Origin of the sequence: Flavobacterium piscinae (assembly GCF_004122145.1) — a bacterium.
Lineage (GTDB): Bacteria > Bacteroidota > Bacteroidia > Flavobacteriales > Flavobacteriaceae > Flavobacterium > Flavobacterium piscinae.
Genome location: NZ_SBKQ01000009.1, coordinates 39,533 through 57,941 on the forward strand (window position 1 = coordinate 39,533; position 18,409 = coordinate 57,941).

The 18,409-nt window shown below is 32.0% G+C and carries 16 protein-coding genes; all 16 read left to right on the forward strand.

Going from position 1 to position 18,409, the window contains the following annotated elements:
- The first annotated feature begins 324 nt into the window (after positions 1–324).
- The 16 genes from EQG68_RS09545 to EQG68_RS09620 all read left to right on the forward strand — a co-directional run bounded on the left by EQG68_RS09545 (position 325) and on the right by EQG68_RS09620 (position 18,388).
- Positions 325–714 carry a hypothetical protein gene (locus EQG68_RS09545; protein WP_129464661.1) on the forward strand — a complete coding sequence of 130 codons (390 nt, stop codon included), beginning with the start codon at positions 325–327 and terminating at the stop codon, positions 712–714.
- A 136-nt stretch (positions 715–850) separates the two neighbouring features.
- Positions 851–3,175: a restriction endonuclease subunit M gene (locus EQG68_RS09550; protein ID WP_129464662.1), complete on the forward strand. Its 2,325-nt coding sequence runs from the start codon at positions 851–853 to the stop codon at positions 3,173–3,175.
- The gene (locus EQG68_RS09555; protein ID WP_129464663.1) at positions 3,162–4,505 is read left to right on the forward strand and encodes a restriction endonuclease subunit S; all 1,344 of its coding nucleotides are present in this window, start codon (positions 3,162–3,164) and stop codon (positions 4,503–4,505) included. The genes EQG68_RS09550 and EQG68_RS09555 overlap by 14 nt, the downstream gene beginning before the upstream one ends.
- A gap of 3 nt (positions 4,506–4,508) precedes the next feature.
- Complete coding sequence (locus EQG68_RS09560) at positions 4,509–4,988, forward strand: hypothetical protein (RefSeq protein ID WP_129464664.1); 480 nt, start codon at positions 4,509–4,511, stop codon at positions 4,986–4,988.
- Positions 4,989–5,018: 30 nt separating this feature from the next.
- Positions 5,019–5,810: a RipA family octameric membrane protein gene (locus EQG68_RS09565; protein WP_129464665.1), complete on the forward strand. Its 792-nt coding sequence runs from the start codon at positions 5,019–5,021 to the stop codon at positions 5,808–5,810.
- Complete coding sequence (locus tag EQG68_RS09570; protein ID WP_129464666.1) at positions 5,807–7,378, forward strand: hypothetical protein; 1,572 nt, start codon at positions 5,807–5,809, stop codon at positions 7,376–7,378. The genes EQG68_RS09565 and EQG68_RS09570 overlap by 4 nt, the downstream gene beginning before the upstream one ends.
- 7 nt (positions 7,379–7,385) lie before the next feature.
- The gene (locus EQG68_RS09575; RefSeq protein ID WP_129464667.1) at positions 7,386–7,589 is read left to right on the forward strand and encodes a hypothetical protein; all 204 of its coding nucleotides are present in this window, start codon (positions 7,386–7,388) and stop codon (positions 7,587–7,589) included.
- A gap of 1 nt (position 7,590) precedes the next feature.
- Positions 7,591–8,325 carry a hypothetical protein gene (locus EQG68_RS09580; protein WP_129464668.1) on the forward strand — a complete coding sequence of 245 codons (735 nt, stop codon included), beginning with the start codon at positions 7,591–7,593 and terminating at the stop codon, positions 8,323–8,325.
- Positions 8,312–10,372 carry a DUF262 domain-containing protein gene (locus tag EQG68_RS09585; protein ID WP_129464669.1) on the forward strand — a complete coding sequence of 687 codons (2,061 nt, stop codon included), beginning with the start codon at positions 8,312–8,314 and terminating at the stop codon, positions 10,370–10,372. The genes EQG68_RS09580 and EQG68_RS09585 overlap by 14 nt, the downstream gene beginning before the upstream one ends.
- Positions 10,373–10,777 carry a hypothetical protein gene (locus EQG68_RS09590; protein ID WP_129464670.1) on the forward strand — a complete coding sequence of 135 codons (405 nt, stop codon included), beginning with the start codon at positions 10,373–10,375 and terminating at the stop codon, positions 10,775–10,777. It begins immediately after the preceding gene.
- A gap of 244 nt (positions 10,778–11,021) precedes the next feature.
- Positions 11,022–11,561, forward strand: coding sequence for a hypothetical protein (locus EQG68_RS09595; protein WP_129464671.1), 540 nt, complete (start codon positions 11,022–11,024; stop codon positions 11,559–11,561).
- A 75-nt stretch (positions 11,562–11,636) separates the two neighbouring features.
- Positions 11,637–12,482 carry a competence protein CoiA gene (locus EQG68_RS09600; protein WP_129464672.1) on the forward strand — a complete coding sequence of 282 codons (846 nt, stop codon included), beginning with the start codon at positions 11,637–11,639 and terminating at the stop codon, positions 12,480–12,482.
- A 140-nt stretch (positions 12,483–12,622) separates the two neighbouring features.
- Positions 12,623–15,295, forward strand: a complete 2,673-nt coding sequence (locus tag EQG68_RS09605) for a UvrD-helicase domain-containing protein (RefSeq protein WP_129464673.1) — start codon at positions 12,623–12,625, stop codon at positions 15,293–15,295.
- 379 nt (positions 15,296–15,674) lie between these two features.
- Positions 15,675–16,664, forward strand: a complete 990-nt coding sequence (locus EQG68_RS09610; protein ID WP_164975426.1) for a hypothetical protein — start codon at positions 15,675–15,677, stop codon at positions 16,662–16,664.
- Between the two features lie 182 nt (positions 16,665–16,846).
- Positions 16,847–17,458, forward strand: coding sequence for a hypothetical protein (locus tag EQG68_RS09615; RefSeq protein ID WP_129464675.1), 612 nt, complete (start codon positions 16,847–16,849; stop codon positions 17,456–17,458).
- A gap of 93 nt (positions 17,459–17,551) precedes the next feature.
- A complete protein-coding gene (locus EQG68_RS09620; RefSeq protein ID WP_129464676.1) occupies positions 17,552–18,388 on the forward strand; it encodes a helix-turn-helix transcriptional regulator in 837 nt (278 codons plus the stop codon).
- Positions 18,389–18,409 lie beyond the last annotated feature (21 nt).

The following is an 18,409-nucleotide window of genomic DNA, read 5'->3' on the forward strand; positions in this document are numbered from 1 at the left end:
TGTTTTTTCCCCTGCTGCTATGGTGGGGGATTTTTTTTTTTGCTGAGGGGCTGAGTGGCTGAGTAGCTGAGTGGCTGAGTTTTGTTCGCGGTTATTTTGTTTTCAGTTGGTGGTTGTCTGTTGTCGGTTGTCGGTTGATTCTACTCCATACTCCAAACTCCCAACTCCCAACTCCATACTCCATACTCCCAACTTTTTTCTCCCAACTCCAACTTTTTTCACTATCTTAGCATTTCCAAAAACAAAAACCTGCCGGGTGGTGGGAAATTATTATGCATTTTCCTGTATTGACTACGGAAATCTAATTCATCTTTTTTTTGTTTTATGGAATCTAACTTTCAGCTTAAATCATCTATTGGTTCTGCTCATACTTTATTGAAGCAAAACAACTATTACTACTACTTTAAAAAGGGATTGTTACTTTTATTTGAATTACTGAGTTATGTACTATTTTTCGTTTTAATGATTGGTATTTTTTCCATTCCCAACAACCCCATAGCTTATGATGAGAGCCTCAACCATGACACGACTTTACATACCGTTGTGGAATCTAAAAAACTATTTAATATCATGGTGGGTTTAAAAGCTATTTTGTTTTTAATACCCCTAAGTTTTCTGGCTGTTGGTTTGTTTTTGGGCTATATCCGCCGAAAAAATAACCGGATTCGACAAGCCGTGTTGTATTTGGAAGAGGCGATGAAGATGATGCATTGATTATTAAGAATACGGGAATCCGTAAAATAGGCAATAAAATGTGTGTTTATTTTGTGGAATTATTTGCCTGTTGGGATTGATAATGTGGGTAAAAATTGGTAGGTTTGAGAATTATATATAAATTTTAATTTTAAAGATGAGTTTACTTCAACAAGGTATTGATAAAGGGCTTATTAGCATTAGTGAAGATAATAAGACTGTAAAATATTTACATCAAAATAAATCTAGAAACCTAGGGAATCCGGAGGAAAAAGTTCAATTAGAAGCTTTTCTAAAACTTGTCTTAGAATATGGATATCCTGTTGAACATATTGAGCAGTTTGTAACTGTAACTATGGGTGCTGATAAACGTGAAGCGGATATCATTGTTTATGAAGATGCAAAACACGTAAAACCTAAAATTATAGTTGAATGTAAAAAGCAAGAGGTTACACAACAAGAATTCAATCAGGCTATCAATCAAGCTTTTAGTTATGCAAATGCACTTTCTGGTACAATTAAATATGTTTGGGTTTATTCTGAGGTACTAAGCTCCATTTTTCGATTTGATAAAGAAAAAGACTTTAGAGAAGGTTTATCAGATTTACCACATTATGGTACTGATTCTGTAGCACCGTATAACTATGTAAAAGGTGGTGGTAATCATCCATTTGTTGATAGTAAAGGTAACAAACAAGTTCAAATATTTAAAGATATTAGAACGGTATCAGAAGAAGAATTAACTCGACGTTTTAAGCAAGCTCATGATGCCCTTTGGGCTGGTGGACAATTAAACCCTTCTGAAGCATTTGATGAATTAGATAAATTGATTTTCTGTAAAATTTGGGATGAAAAATATAATATTGTAGATGGTAAATTAAAACCACGCAAAAAAGGAGAGATTTATGACTTTCAAGTCATCAAAGAAGCTACAGATGCTAAAACAAATGATTCACTTGCTAAAAGAATTAAAGCTATTTATGCAGCCGGAAAAAGCTTTGACAAAGAGGTTTTTAAAGATGATATTCGTTTGAGTAACGAACGCATCAGAACTATTGTTAACTATTTGCAAGAAATTAATTTATCGTCTACCGATTTAGATAGCAAAGGCCGTGCATTTGAAACCTTTATGGGTAGTTTCTTTAGAGGTGAATTCGGTCAATATTTTACCCCTCGTGTGATAGTGCAGTTCATAGTTGAAGCTTTACCAATAGACAATAATTCTTTAGTATTAGATACCTCTTGTGGTAGTGGTGGTTTCTTATTACATGCATTAGATAAAGTAAGGCGACAAGCTGATAAAGAATATCCTGATTACAAAACCGATATTGAAGACCACAAAGCATGGCATGATTACTGGCATAGCTTTGCGGAAAACAATTTGTATGGCATAGAAATTAACGAGCAAATTGCCCGTACCGCTAAAATGAACATGATTATTCATGATGACGGACATACCAATGTAATTTCTGTAGATGGTTTATTGAGTGATAAAGAAACCTATTTAACTACAGGAAATCAAGGATTTCAGTACAACCGTTTTGATTATATCATTACCAATCCTCCTTTCGGTAGCAATGTGAAAGATAATGAAAAACATTATTTGAGAAGGTATTTTTTAGGAACCAAACAAGTAGATTGGTTGGATTATAAAAACAGCAAGGAAACTTATCGAAACAACCAAAGCACGGAAGTATTGTTTATAGAACAATGCTACAACTATTTACGTGAAGGTGGCTACTTGGCTGTAGTTATTCCTGATGGTATTTTAACTAATAGCAGTTTGCAATATGTACGTGATGTTATTGAAGATTGGTATCGATTAGTAGCTGTAATAAGTATGCCTCAAACGGCTTTTTCTGCTACGGGTGCTGGTGTAAAAAGCTCGGTATTATTTGTTAAAAAACATTCTAAAATACACACTGAATACCTACAAACATTGAAAGAAACAATACAAAATGATATTAAAACCAAGTTTGATTATTTAAATACCATTGCCAAATGGGAAAAAGAAAAGAAAACCAAGTTAGATAAAATGGATGGTTTTACCCATCCTGCGGGTTTAACTAATATAAAAGAAATAAAAGCCAGTGAAGAATACAAAAAGTGGAAAACAGAAGTAAACCAATTTTACAGTGATAAAATAAGTGAGCTACAAGAAGAAATGACCACTCGCTATCAAGAAGAGCGTGCCAAACAATTACCTGATTATCCTATTTTTATGGCCATTGCAGAAAATATTGGGTACGATGCTACAGGTAAAACCTCTGCTAAGTTATTAAGTAAAAATGAAATCATAGAAGGCAATTACAAATTGGTAACCGAAGAATTAAGCCATGATTTGTATGACGAAAAGATTACCAAAAAATACGACTTGCATGATGATAAAGAAGAACTTTCTACCAAAAAAGAAATTGTGGAAGCGGGTATTTTAAAAGAATTGAGAAACTTTATAACAGCTGTGGAAAATGGAAGGATTTAGTTTATCAAATAACGCTGATAAGAATAAAGTATTTTTAGTTAATCAATCGAATCTCGAAGGACGCTTTGATTCATATTTTTATAAGTATGATTTTCAATTAATGATTCAAAGTCTTAATAATTCAAAATTTGAAACTGTACCATTTAAAAAAATAATTAAGTCAATCAATAATGGATTTGATTTTAGAGATTATAAAGATGATGGTATTCCCTATATTAAAGTTGCAAATGTAAAACAAGGTGAATTTGATTTTAACAAAATACAATATATTGATTTTTCATCAGAAGAAATAACTAAAAATATACAGTTAAAAAAAGGTAATATATTATTAACCAGAAAAGGCACTTACGGGAATGCATTGTCACTTGATAAAGAATATAATTATGTGATTAGTTCAGAAGTATTTTATATAGAATTAAAAACAGATCTGATTGATTCAAAATATTTGGAAATCTTTTTTAATTCAAATATTGGACAAAAGCAATTTAATCGTGTATCTATTGGTGCTATTATGGGAAGTCTTTCACAAGAAGCATTGAAAACCTTAAAAATTCCACTACCACCAAAACATATCCAAAAAGAAATCATAGATTTATACCAAACCGCCTACACCCAAAAACAACAAAAAGAAGCCCAAGCAGCAGCATTATTAGCAAGTATAGATACTTATTTACTAAACGAGTTGGGTATTACTTTGCCAGAGAAAGATACGAGTTTACAGAGTAGGATTTTTACAACGATGTTTAGTGAGGTGAGTGGTGGTAGGTTTGATGTATTTGCAATAATAAATAAAGATTATAGAATTGATGGAGGTAAATATCCAAATAAGAGATTAAAGAAGATTGCTAGTCTAGATAAAGGACAAAGTATAACTTCTGAAAATATAATTGAAGGAGAATATCCTGTTATTGCTGGGGGACAAACTAGTCCATATAATCATAATGTTTTCAATTATCAAGGTAATGTAATAACTATTAGTGCCTCTGGTGCTTACTCAGGTTATGTATGGTATCACACTACTCCTATTTTTGCCTCAGACTGTACCGTAATACAATCAAAAAATGAAAAAGAAGTTACCACTATATACTTGTCAGAGATATTGAAAACAAAACAAAAGGAAATTTATCATTTGCAACAAGGTGCAGGACAACCTCATGTCTATGCCAAAGATCTAGAAAAATTAAATATCCCTCTCCCTCCTCCAGAAAAGCAAACAGAAATCACCAATTTTATACAAGCCATTAGAACACAAGCTAAACAATTGCAAGAGGAAGCTAAATTGGTTTTGGAGGAAGCGAAGAGAGAGGTTGAAAAGATGATAATCGGGTAAGTTATGGAAATATTTAAGTGTGAATATAATTGCCAACAAAAGTATGACCATTTCAATAACATACTTAAAAATGAAGTAAACATACCTGTTACAATTACTGAATTATGCCATGCCAATATTGGTTGGTTTACAGATAAAGAGATCTGTAAAGAATCAATGTTAAACCAATGGTCTCAGGATGCTTCTTTTGGTGTTTATTTCTTATGGCATAAGGAAGATTATTGCTCTGTTCACGATTTGTTTATTATGCGGGCTTTGTATATTGGAAAGGGTAATGTATTCAAACGCATACAGGAGCATTTTAAGCACAAAAACTTTTCTGAAGAAATGATAGTGTATTTCACGTATTATGAATTAGAAAATAGGAAAGCAAAATATGTAGAACAGTTATTTTTAGATTTTTTTGATATCAAACATAATAAGTCTGAAAATACTGGCACGGATGAACTTGTTATGTATTTTACACAAAATGAAGTGGATTGAATTTATACATTTGAAAGTAAATCTTAATTGATGGATAAGAAAGAAATATACAAACAAAAACGTAAAGATACCAAAGAGGCCATAGGTGAAATCTATAAAAGTTCTTGTGATTCGATTAGAAACTCATATTGGTTGCAGGACCTTATTTTTTTTCTTATTGAAAAAGACAAAGATGGTTTAACAAAAATGTCTGAGAAAGAATATCATAATCTTTTTATCAAAGATAGAAGTGTTGATGAATTGAAATTGAGTTATCAACAAGCATGGAATGCAAAAAATTTTGAAATAGAACTATACTGGAAAAGAGCTCAATATTTTTGGGCATTTCAAATTGCTGCTTTTGCAGGTTACTTTGGAGTATTAAATTCTAATAACTATACTGCTGATATTCCAAAACATCCCGAAGTATTATTTTTTGTTGTTTGTATTGGTTTAATTACATCTTTAGCTTGGGCTCTAATAAATCAAGGTAGTAAGGTTTGGCAAAGACATTGGGAAATTCATGTTGATATGTTAGAAGAAAAAATAACAGGTCCTCTGTATAAAATTGCAACTACTTCAAAAACATTTTCAGTATCAAAAATTAATGATTTGGTTAGTAGATTTTTTGTTTTCATCTGGGCTTTACTTAGCATTAAATATTTTACAGACCATTTGACTTTAAACCCAATAGATAATAATGGTTTTAATTGGTTAATCTTTATTTCAATAATTGTAACCCTCTATTTTATTGGCACAATGTTTTTTGGGTATGGCAGAGGAAGATTTGGCGAAAGAAAAGTTAAATTTTTCAAACGTAATTTTAGCACAAAAGATTTATGATAATTAGAGGTATTTTAGATAGGTCATTAAGTAGTCAATTATGTATTAGAGGATTTGCTCCTATAAAAGAATTGGCTCGGATTTCAAAAGCTGATTACTCCTATCAAAGAAATCCTATTTACGAGCAACAAGAGGTAATTTCAACATTTTTAGACAATGAAGATTATTTATTTTTCCCTGAAGTTATCCTTAATTATAAAGTAAAAATTGATTATTCAAAATTAAAAACTACAAATCGTTTTTCCCCTTTACAAGAACTTGAGGCTAAAGGTTTTTTTAAATCTAATGTAGATAATACATCAATAAAAACTAAAAAAGTTACATATAAGAATTCATCTGATCTTAGAGGAGTAGAAAATATCATTGTAGTTGAGTTGAATCTTGATGATACAATATTAAATGATTTAATTAAAAAAAATCAAGAGCCATTTAGCAGAGTAGATGGAAATCATAGGTTAAAAGCTGGTGAAGTAGCAAAATCTGAAAAAGTAAACAGAATGACTATACCGTTTTGTATTATTTTATCTGAAGAATTGATTTATGAAGAGTTTAAAGATGGTTCAACTAACAAAACACACGAGTATTTGGGAGAGAAATTTGAGAGAGTTGTTTTTCATAACATTAATACCAAAACAATTCCATTAACATCTGAAGAGAATTTAAGAGTAATACTTGATGATGAAAAAAATTTTACTGATGAATACTTAAAAGAAAAGTTTGGATGGGAATACTATGCTATCAGAAAGGTTTTTAAAAAGTTACCTAAAGATTTAGTGAATGTTTATCCAAACTTAGGGAAAGATTTTTTAGAAAAACCTAGAAGTGTTTCTAAAGACATTGTAAAACTTTTAGTTGATAATAAAAAAGTAAATCGTAGTGAAAGAAGCATTAGTTTAGTAAATGAGGCATTAAAAAATGTTAATCAAGTTTTTGGAAATCACCCAAGATTAAAAAAGACTAAAGGAATTGCATTTGTTGTAGCAGCAACTTATTTACATATTAGCAAAGAAAATGATATTGAACTTTTTATAAAATGGTTATTTAAAAATCATATTGATGAAATTGAAGGTCTTACTTCTAAATCACTAATTAAAATCTATCAAAAAATAAGGGAAGCTAAAAGTAAACAGGTTTTTGTTTCCATGCAATTTGATGAAGAAACTAAGCCACATTATAATGCGATTGTTAAAGCTGTAAATGAGGTGAACAATGAGTATAATTTAGAAATAAAATTAAGAGAAATCAGAATTGATCATTTTAATATTGGACATTCCTATAAAATTGATGATGAAATATTAAGATTAATTGAAGAAAGTGGATTGTTAATAGCTGATTTATCTTCAAAAAATATAAATGTTTATCAAGAATTAGGTTATCTAATGGGATTAAATCAAGGTAAAGGTTTAAAACAGGAAAATTTTATATTGATTAAGAAACAAGATAAAAAATCAAAAGATTCTGACATAGGTTTCAACATAAGACCATTTCAACAACTACGTTTTAAATCAGATTTGGAATTGGTTAATATGTTAAAAAAATCAATTATAGAATATTACGAATTAATTTAAATATAAGATGAGAAGTCATTACGTAATTTACAGAAATCAATTTGGTATTATTGCTGAAATACCAACTTTGGAATTTGCACAACAAAAGCCAAATTATTTTGAAAATGGAATTCCAAATACTCCAATGGAGGTAAATAGGTTATTAGTTTTAAATCATGGATTTACTTTAATTGCAAACGATGAAAAAGTGATTTGTTTTAAGCTTTTATAAAATGAATATCTATTTACAAATAACAATAAGTATAGTTACCCTTTTTCTTTCTGCTTATTTAGCTTACTATTTTGGTATTCAATCTATTCGTTCAAAGGAAAAAGATGAAAAGAAAAAGAAACTTAGAAAGTTATTATATCATTTGTTAATTGTAAGAAAAACATCAAGTGACAAATTAAATTTTAAAAAAAGATTAAATCAAATTAATGAAGCACAAGAAAAATTTTTAAGAGAACTAACAGGTTATTCAATAGAAGAATTTTCAAATATGAATACAAAAGAAATAGTTGAAAAACAATTTAGTTTAATAAGTGAGTCTTTATTTAATAAACTAAAAAATGAAGCCGAAAATTCAAAAAAAAGTATTGAAGTAATATTGACTGATTACATTGAATTTGACCCACTTTTTTCATTATCGTTAAAAGACTACAACAGTGAAATAAAAACAATGTTTTTAGAAAAAGTTCTGACAGAATATAAAAATGAAGTAGATTTTTATTTGTTTGAACAATTATTTGTTCCCCATTTTGAACATAAAATTATAATGGAAATTGATGAAGTTATACATTCAATTACATCCAGATTAGATTCAAAGACACAAAGAGAAGTTCAAGAGTTGCTAATTTTTTACGACAATCCAACTATTGACAGTAGTGAATTTGAATCCTATATAAAAAATGTAGTAGTTCCTATAAATAATTCTAAAGATAAAAATAAGAATCATGAAAGCCACTGAAACCGTTTTTAAAAACTTTTTAACCCAAAACAAAACCCAGTTTGTTATTCCGGTTTATCAACGCAATTATGACTGGACTACCACACAGTGCAAACAGTTATTGACAGACATAATTGAAGTAGGGAATAAAAAACATAATGAAGATACCCATTTTATTGGTAGTATAGTATTTATTCATGACGGGGTATATACTTCGTCAGATGTAAAGCAATTGGTTATCATAGATGGTCAACAACGTTTAACTACTATGACTCTGCTTTATTTAGCATTATATCACTTTGCTAATGCTAATGGGTTAGATGAAAAAGCGGCTGAGATTAATGAAACCATTTTAATTAATCGTTTTGTAAAAGAAGAAAATAGTAAATTAAAGCTCAAGCAAACAGATGTAAATGCAAAAGCATTTCGGTTTTTGATGAACAATAATACCCCAAGTGATTATACAGAATATTCAAAAGTAATTGAAAATTATAGTTTCTTTTTAAACACTATTAATGTGGATAATTTTTCGATTATTACAGAAGGACTAAATCGATTACTCTTTGTGGAGATATCATTAGAACGTGGTAAAGATGACCCTCAACGTATATTTGAAAGTTTGAATTCAACCGGTTTAGAGCTTTCGCAAGCCGATTTGATTCGCAATTATATATTGATGGGGTTGGCACCTAAAGAGCAAGTAAGAATATTTGAAACTTATTGGGAAATTATTGAAAATAATGCTAAAGTAGAAAACTCACATGAAAGCAAGGTGTCAGAATTTATAAGAGATTATCTGACTATTGTAAACAAAAAAATACCAAATAAAAGCAAGGTCTATGAAGAGTTTAAAAACAGATTTAAAAATAGGGATGAGACATTCTATTCTACTACTCTACAAGAAATAAAATTATATTCCGGTATTTATCATAAGTTTTTGAACACCTCTCATGAATCGGACAAAGAAATTAGTATAGAATTACGAAGTATAAAGCAAATGGAAATTAATGTTTCCTACCCCTTTTTACTTCCGGTTTATAAAGACTTTTTAGAACATATCATAGATAAAAATACATTAATTGCTATTTTAAGGTTGATTCAGTCTTATGTTTGGAGACGTTTTATTGTGGGATTACCTACTAATGCTTTAAATAAAATCTTCATGACTTTGTATTCAGATATTAAAAAAGAAAATTATTATCCTTCACTTGAAATATCACTTTTAAAGAAAAAAGGGATTCAACGTTTTCCTTCTGATACTGAAATTGAAGTATCATTAAAGGATAAAGACCTTTATAATTCCCAAGCCAAAAATAGGCTGTATTATTTTGAGCAAATAGAGCATTTCAAAAATCCTGAACGAGTAGATTTATCTAATACTTCTATAACTATTGAACACATTTTCCCTCAAAATCCGGATATAAAATGGAAATCTGATTTAAGCGAAACTGAATATAAATTATTTATGGATAAATACTTAAATACAGTAGCCAATTTAACTTTATCAGGTAATAATGGTTCTTTGGGCAATAAAATATTTATTGAAAAAAGGGACATGAATAAAGAAGAAGGTAGGCAAGGTTATAAATACAGCAACTTATGGTTAAATGAATATTTAAAAGTCATTGACACTTGGAATGTAGATGCCTATGAAAAGAGATTCAAATTACTTTATAACAAGTTTATTGAAATTTGGAAATATCCAACCATTGTTATTTCTGAAGAAGATGAAAACGAATACAATCTTTATGATGCACCGGAACCTAAAAACCGAAAATTAGAGTACTTTACTTTTCGAGAAGAAATGATTTTTACTTCTGAATTTTCTAAAATGTATCATTTTGTTTTGACTCAATTGTTTAATGAAAATCCATCTCAGTTTTTAATGAGTGAATTGAAAGATATTTTACAAATTACGACCAATAAAGAGTCGTTACGAAGTGCTTACGCAATAACAGAAAATTACTTTTTGGAAACCAATAACGATAGTAATACTAAGTTTGTTCGTTTAAAAAAAGTTTTAACCGCTTTGGAGTTAGAGGATGAATTAACGTTTAAATATGAATAAATGAAAACTATCCAACTAAATAAAATTGTAAAAAAACCAAATCCTACCTTAGAGCAACTTTTTAAGAGTAATGTTGACTATTTTGAGTATTCAATAGACTGTAATAATTTAGCAAAACCCGATTATTCGATTGAATCATTAGGGTATGTATCTGAAATATTACCAATGATTCATGAAATAATGAAAATTGACAAACCATGCATTTATTGGTTTGAATTAGAAAACAAAGAAGATGCAAAAGAGGTAATAGCAGATTTTGAACGGTTTAAAATATCCAATCCGACAGTGTCGCTCCCTCCTATTAATTTTAATAAATTTAAATATCAAATTAGTGATTGCAATTATGTTGGAGTTCGTCAAGGTGGTATACGAAAGAAAGATAGTTTTTCAAAAATTGCCGGTTGATTGGCAATCCATTTTGGATATTATAAAATAAAAACTACACAAGGTGTAAATTTTGCACATTGGTGTAAGCATAAAATTAAAGTAAAAGTGATTGCATTACCAAAGAATGCAGATATTTACTTGAACCTAATTGAAAAGTTTTTATCCTTACTATTAAAGCCTTTGTTTGGTAAATATTAGTTTATTTATAAATAGTTCAGATCATTTGAAATTTCAAAAGAATTAATTAATTAAAAAATTTTCAATGACTAATTCAAGCGTTTTTTTTAATCATTGGTTATCAATTGTAGATAAGCCAAATAATAAAAATAAATTACTTCAAAATTGGCATAAGTGGTCAAAATATACTAGTGCAATAATTTCTGATGATGATTCGATTCTTATTCAAGTAGCACAAGAATTAAATTTGAAATGTTATGAACGTAATTATTATTCTCTAGATGCAATTCTCTATAAAGAAGAATTTTTAGTTCCAAATATTAAAACAAATACCTTTTGGTTTAGAGAAATAGAAGTTGCATTTGAACATGAAAATAATTTCAATAAAAACTTATTTCAAGAAGTTTCACATTTATTAATTACAAATAGTCATTTAAAAGTTTTAGTAACCTATCCTAATCAAAATGAGGAAAAAATATTAGAATATTTGCATGAAATTATAAAAGGAGTAACAAATCAAAATGAAATTTCAGAAAAGGAAAATTTTTTGTTGATTTTAGGTTTTGAAGATGATTTTTGCTGGAAAGGTTTTGTTTATAAAGAAAAGGAATGGAGAGAACTATAAATAGTTAATATTTTTAATTAAATTTATTAAACTTTAAAAAAAACCTAAAAATTAATACTACAAAAAAACTTAGAGATGAAGTTTGCGATAGTTAATGGTATTAAATCAGAAGCTTTAAAAGGAATTAAAGGTATTTGTCCAAGTTGCGGCTCAGAGCTGATTGCAAAATGTGGTGTGCAAAAAATAAACCATTGGGCACATAAAAACACTCGTACTTGCGATTCATGGTGGGAATCTGAAACCGAATGGCACCGATCTTGGAAAAATAATTTTCCAATTGAATGGCAAGAATTTATTTTGTTTGATACTCAAACTAAAGAAAAACATATTGCCGATGTTCGCACTGAAAATGGACTAGTTATTGAGTTTCAACATTCTCATATTACCCCACAAGAACGATACTTACGAGAAAAGTTTTATAAAAATATGGTTTGGGTAGTTGACGGCACTCGCCTCAAAAGAGATTATCCACGTTTTTTTAAAGAGTGGAAAAAAGGAGAGATTAGTGAAGTTAGCCAAACTGAAAAATCGGGTATATTTAAAGTGTCTTTTCCTGAGTTTTGTTTCCAAGAAGCTTGGCTAAAAAGCTCAGTCCCTGTTATATTTGATTTTCTGGGTGATGGCACAATGGAAGACCCGAAAGGTATGAGAAAAAAACTTTATTGTTTGTTTCCACAAGTTGGAAGAAATGCCAGAGTTGCTGAGATTTCACGTAAGGCTTTTATTAATACAACTACCAATGGAGAATGGTCATTGCGTGTACAAGGATTTATGAATGACTATATAAAACAAAATAAAATAGAACAACATCAAACAGTATCTCACTCAATCAATAGAGTAATATATACATGGAGAGGAATTCCACTTTTTGGAGGCAATAAAGAATACAAAAAACGCATTTTTTGGAATAAAAGAAGATAACAGTTTATTATCTTTAGTTTATATGTATCTTAATTAATTTTTCAATCGTTGATTAAGCACATTAAGTTTTTTTCCTCACATCACAAACTTCTCCTTCCGGTGACAACTTAAAACCTATTGCAAACTATTAAAAAGCAACTATGATATTTATACTTGGTATTTTATTGATTATTGCCTTACTGTACTTTGTAATTTTTCTGCCTTGGTTAAAACAGAAAAAATACCAAAACCCTACATACCTTACTCACTTAGCACAAATTTCATTGTTTTTTGACACCCTCGACCAATTGGATGACTATGTCACCTGGGTGCATCGGGATGCCCTCAAAAAACAGTTTGAAGCAGTTGGGAAGTACTTTAAATCCAAAACATCCTATTATAAAAAAGAGTCCAAAGTAAAGGCGTTTAATGAGCTTTTTCAGGATTTTGACCACTACATTGTCCATTACAATACAAACTATGTGCAGTCGCAAAAAGAAAAACTACGTGATTATTTTGATGAGGTAGAAGGCAAAAAATTAGACGACCAACAACGAACCGCTATCCTCACTGATGAATATTCCAACTTAATCATTGCCGGAGCCGGTTCGGGAAAAACCTTGACTATTTTGGGTAAAGTAAAATACCTCTTGGAACAGAAAAAGGTGAAACTTGAAAACATATTATTGCTTTCGTTTACCAAAAAAACGGTGGAGGAACTCAATGAACGATTGCAAAAAATAGGGCTTGCAACACGTGCCACTACTTTTCATAAATTGGGTTATGATAGTATCAAGCGATTTCAATCTGCTGTTCCGGCGGTGACCAATGAGAATACTGCCGGTAAACTCATCAAGTCGTTTTTTGAAAAAGAACTCTTAGACCATCCCGAAGCCTTACAAGCCTTCGTGGAATATGTTGCCTGTTTTATGAATATTCCGGAGGAACATGACAGCTATGATTCGTTAGGGGAAAAACTGGATACTGAAAAAGGGATAGATTTTCAGACCTTAAAATCAAAATGTGAACCGGAACCGCTGAATAAAGTGACAAAGGCTTCTCTGGACACCATGCAAGGAGAAAAAGTGAGAAGTGTGGAAGAACTTACGATTGCCAATTTTTTATACTTAAACGGTATTGAATACGACTATGAGAAACGCTACCCTTATGGCGATGTAGTTTATCAACCTGATTTTTATTTAAAGGACTACGACATTTACCTGGAACATTTTGGGGTGAATGAGGATAATACTGCCAAATGGCTTACTCCGTATAATGAGCAAAAATATATTGCTGAAATGGAGCTAAAAAGGGAGACGCACAAAACTTATCACACCAAACTGATAGAAACGTATTCTTATTACAATCGCGATAAGGTTTTGCTCGACAAACTCAAAGAGCTTTTAGAGAAGGAACAGGTCATTTTTAAGCCCAGGGATGTCAAAAGTATTTATACAAAAGTCACCGAAAATGAAAAGAATTTTGGTCAAGAAATCACTAAACTGGTTGAGACTTTTATCAACCTGAGCAAGTCAAGACAGTTGGATTATGCGTCTATCACACAATTGTTTTTGGATAAAAACAAAACTAAAAATGATTACATGCTTCAAAGGCAACAACTTTTTTTACAGTTTGCCCTTCCCGTTCTAAAAAAATACGACCAAGCGTTGAATGATGCCAATGAAATTGATTTTAACGACATGATTAATTTGGCTACCCAGCTCATTCAACACAACCAACCCACTCTTACTTATCAGTATATCATTATTGATGAATACCAAGACATTTCGTATTCGCGGTTTCATCTTATCAAAACCATTCGGGAACTATCGGGAGCAAGATTGATTTGTGTGGGTGATGATTGGCAATCCATTTATCGCTTTGCCGGAAGTGATATTTCATTGTTCAGTCATTTTGAAAAGTACGTGGGCAAACATGAAAAATTATTTATTGAACAAACCTATCGCAATTCCCAATCGCTGATTGATATTACTTCGAAGTACATTCAAAAAAACAAGAAACAAATTCCTAAAAACCCAACCTCTCAAAAGGAATCGTTGGAAAATCCGATTCAATTTGTCTATTATTCTCCCCATAACGCCGATGACGTTTTTATCAGAGCGGTTGAACAACTCATCCAGAAAATGGGTCATAAGCCTATTTTGGTTTTGGGTCGACATAGTTTTGACATCAATGAATTTATCAAGCTCACCCCCAACAGCAGAATAAAATACAATGAACGCAACGATACCATAACCATAAAAGGGTTGGAAGACCTCGACATCAACTACATCACGGTGCACAAATCAAAAGGACTGGAAGCCGACAATGTAATCGTTCTTAACCTAAAGAATCACTTATTAGGCTTTCCAAATAAAATGACGGATGATCCCATGTTGGCCTTATTGTTAAGTGATGATGAGGAATATCGCTTTGCGGAAGAACGTCGCTTGTTTTATGTCGCCTTAACACGAACCAAAAACGAAGTGGTTTTGTTGATTCCGACTGATGTTTCCCTTTTTGCGGAAGAATTACTCACCGACAATGCTTTTTTATTTAGTGCAAACGATGAAAAGGTAAATAAAACTAATTGTCCTTATTGTCAAACAGGGTACCTCGTTGTCCGACAAAACCCAATCAAGAACAATCACTTTTTGGGTTGCTCTCATTATCCGAGTTGTAACCAAACGTTCAACGATATTACCATTTTAGAAAACACACTGCTTTGTTCGAGTTGCGAAAGTGGTTTTATGACCAAGCGAAAAGGTCACTATGGCGATTTTTTAGGGTGTACTAATTATCCGAAGTGTAGGAATACGATTGATTTGGGGTGAGGAGATGCTTCCTGCGTCAGCATGACAAAGGGGGTGGAAAAATGTTTAGAAGTTTAAGGGTTTAAAAGTTTAAGGGTTGGGTTGTGCCGGGGAAGAGAGTTGGTTTTTATAATTGAATAACTTGTCAATGAGATGCTTCCTGCGTCAGCATGACAAAGGGGATGGAAAAATGTTGAGAAGTTTAAGAGTTTAAAAGTTTAAGGGTTGGGTTGAGATGTTTCCTGCGTCAGCATGACAATGGAAGTGGAATCAACACTTGAAGGGTTTGGAATGCCGGGTGGGTTGTGGTTGGTCTTTAATTTACTACCTTTGTTTTTTCCAATATATTTCGATTATGAAACGACTGTTGTTTGTTTACTTTTTATGCTGTACGACCCTTATGCAAGCCCAAACCGGTTATGGCAAAGGGAGCTACACCACACTTGATGGCATTACCAAAGATGCCTACATTGAAACGGATGGTAATTGGAACTCCCCTTTTGAATCGATTCGAGTGAAAACAAACCTAAATGATAAGCCTACAACCTTGTCAACCGCTCAATTGAAGCAATTGACTATTTCGCCACACTATACATTTGTGCGTGAAATGATTTGGAAAGCACCTGTTCGGGTTGCCAACGCTTCGCAATTGAATTATACTCAAAAAGAAACCGCTTTTTTACAAGTGATTGGCTATGGAAAAGCCAGTCTTTTTAGCTATTACGAAGGAACAACCCAACGGATTGTTTACCAAATAAAGTCCAATCGGTTTATCGAATTGGTTCCTCCTTCATCTGCTGACACCCCAAACGGCAAAGCATTGGACTATAGAGACCAAATCAGAGCCGATTTTAAAAGTGCCTTATATAAAGATAAAGATTTGCAGCAACTTCCTTTTACCATAGCGGCTATTACAGAATTTGTTCGAAATTATAACAGCTATCTTCCCGGAGAGGACGGTTATGTTGCTTATTCAGAAGTGATTCCGGTTGTAAAGGTTCCTCGAGAAGAATCTGAAGAAGGGTTGTATACCGAAGTGCCTTTTGTAGTAATCGAAAAGTCACCTGTATTTCCGGGTTGCGAAAAGCTGACTACTGAAGAAGAAATCAAAGCCTGCTTAATCAAAGGGATTAATGCTTTTTTTGATCAACATTTTAAGTATCCGAAAGAAGCTCCACCGGCGGATAAAAACAAAAAAATCTTTGTACAATTCCTTTTTGAAAAAGATGGTTCAGTACAGACAAAAGGCATTCGTGTTTCACACCCCTCCATTGAAGCGGAACTTCAACGCATAGTTAAAAAAATCCCAAAACTAAAACCGGGAATGATTAAGAATAAACCGGCCAGTGTTGTCTATTCGCATGTGTTTCAATTGAAGGAAAAGAAGTAAGCTTCCGCCCCAACCCTCGAAGGGTTTGGAACCCTTCGAGGGTTGGGGTGAGGAAGAAAGAAGAATTTTTTTGGTTTTGTTAACCCTCTTTTTTATTTTTGAATTATGAATTAATTAAGTAGTTAAGCAAACGCTTTGAGCGTTACTAACTTTTGAAATGTATAAGCCAAACAAAATCAATTATGGAAACCAAAACCCATTTACTGCATGGGCATTATTATCACATTTACAACCGTGGTAATAACAGTTCGCCTATTTTCTTCGAAACGGATAACTATTATCACTTCCTAAATTTATATGCCAAATATGTAGATCCGATAGCCGATACGTATGCTTGGTGTTTACTTAAAAATCACTTTCACTTTCTGGTTAGAATCAAGGAAAAAACAGCGATTAATGAAAATAAATTGACCTATAATACAACTGAAAAACCAAAAGTTATTGAACCGTACCGACAGTTTTCGCATTTGTTTAATGCGTACACACAAGCTGTAAATAAACGACACCACCGAACCGGCAGTTTATTTGAAGGCCGCTTTGAACGAAAGTTGGTTACTTCTGAACGGTATTTTCAACAATTGATTTTCTATATTCACAACAATCCTGTTCATCATGGTTTGGTAAAACAAATGAGTTTGTATCCTTGGTCATCGTATGAATCGATTATTTCTGAAAAACCGACCATGATTAAACGAGCGAAAGTTTTAGAGCTATTTAGCGATAAAGAAAACTTTATCGAATATCATAGTATTAATCATCATTCGACTGAAATTATTGACTTTATTGTTGAATGATTTCAACCCTCGAAGGGATTGGAACCCTAAGAAGGTTGAAATTTCCCACCATTTTCTTATCTTAGTCCTTTTAAAGAAAGAATTCAATTCCTGATGAAGAACAACCTTTACCATGACCCACAACACAATGCCGTTCGGGTATCGGAATTTGAACGCTTTGAAGGGGAAACTACCTTTCAACACGTAGCCGCCAAATTTGTGGTGAGCGGTCAGGAAACCTATTATGTAAACGGTAAAAAGTTTCAGGTCAAACAAGGGGAATACATCATCGGCAACAATAATTTGCTTTCAGAAGTCACCATTCAAAGCAAGACCAAAGGTTTGTGTGTAGATATTTCGACCGATATTATTTCTGAAATCATTCAAGATAAATTTGACAATACCGACTTGGAAGAGTTTATGATTACGGATAAGTTTTTGGTCAATAAATACCATGCCCAACATACCGGCTTGGGACACAGTTTGCACCAAGTGGCAAATTCATTGCTCAACGAGACTACACCTACCCTCTTTACAACCGAATTGTTTTACAGTATCGGTGAACAAATTGTGCATGACCAGTCGCTGATTTTTGAGCAATTTTCAAAACTGAACTACAAAAAACAAGAGGTGCAGGAAGAAGTATTCCGCAATCTATTGCAAAGCAAATATTATATTGATGCCCATTACCTCGACCCTATCGGCTTAGAGGAATTGATACAGGTAGCCTGCATCTCCAAATATGCTTACATTCGGTTGTTCAAACATACTTTCAGCGTGACTCCTTATCAATATATTCTTCAAAAAAGGTTGCAAACGGCCAAAGAACGCCTCTTGGGTGGAGAAAAAATAGCTGTTGTTGCGATTCAAATGGGGTTTGCGGATACCCCTACTTTCAGTAAGGCTTTTAAAAACTATTTTGGTACTGCTCCGGCTCATTTAATGAAATAAGCAATTTTTGACAACCCTTTC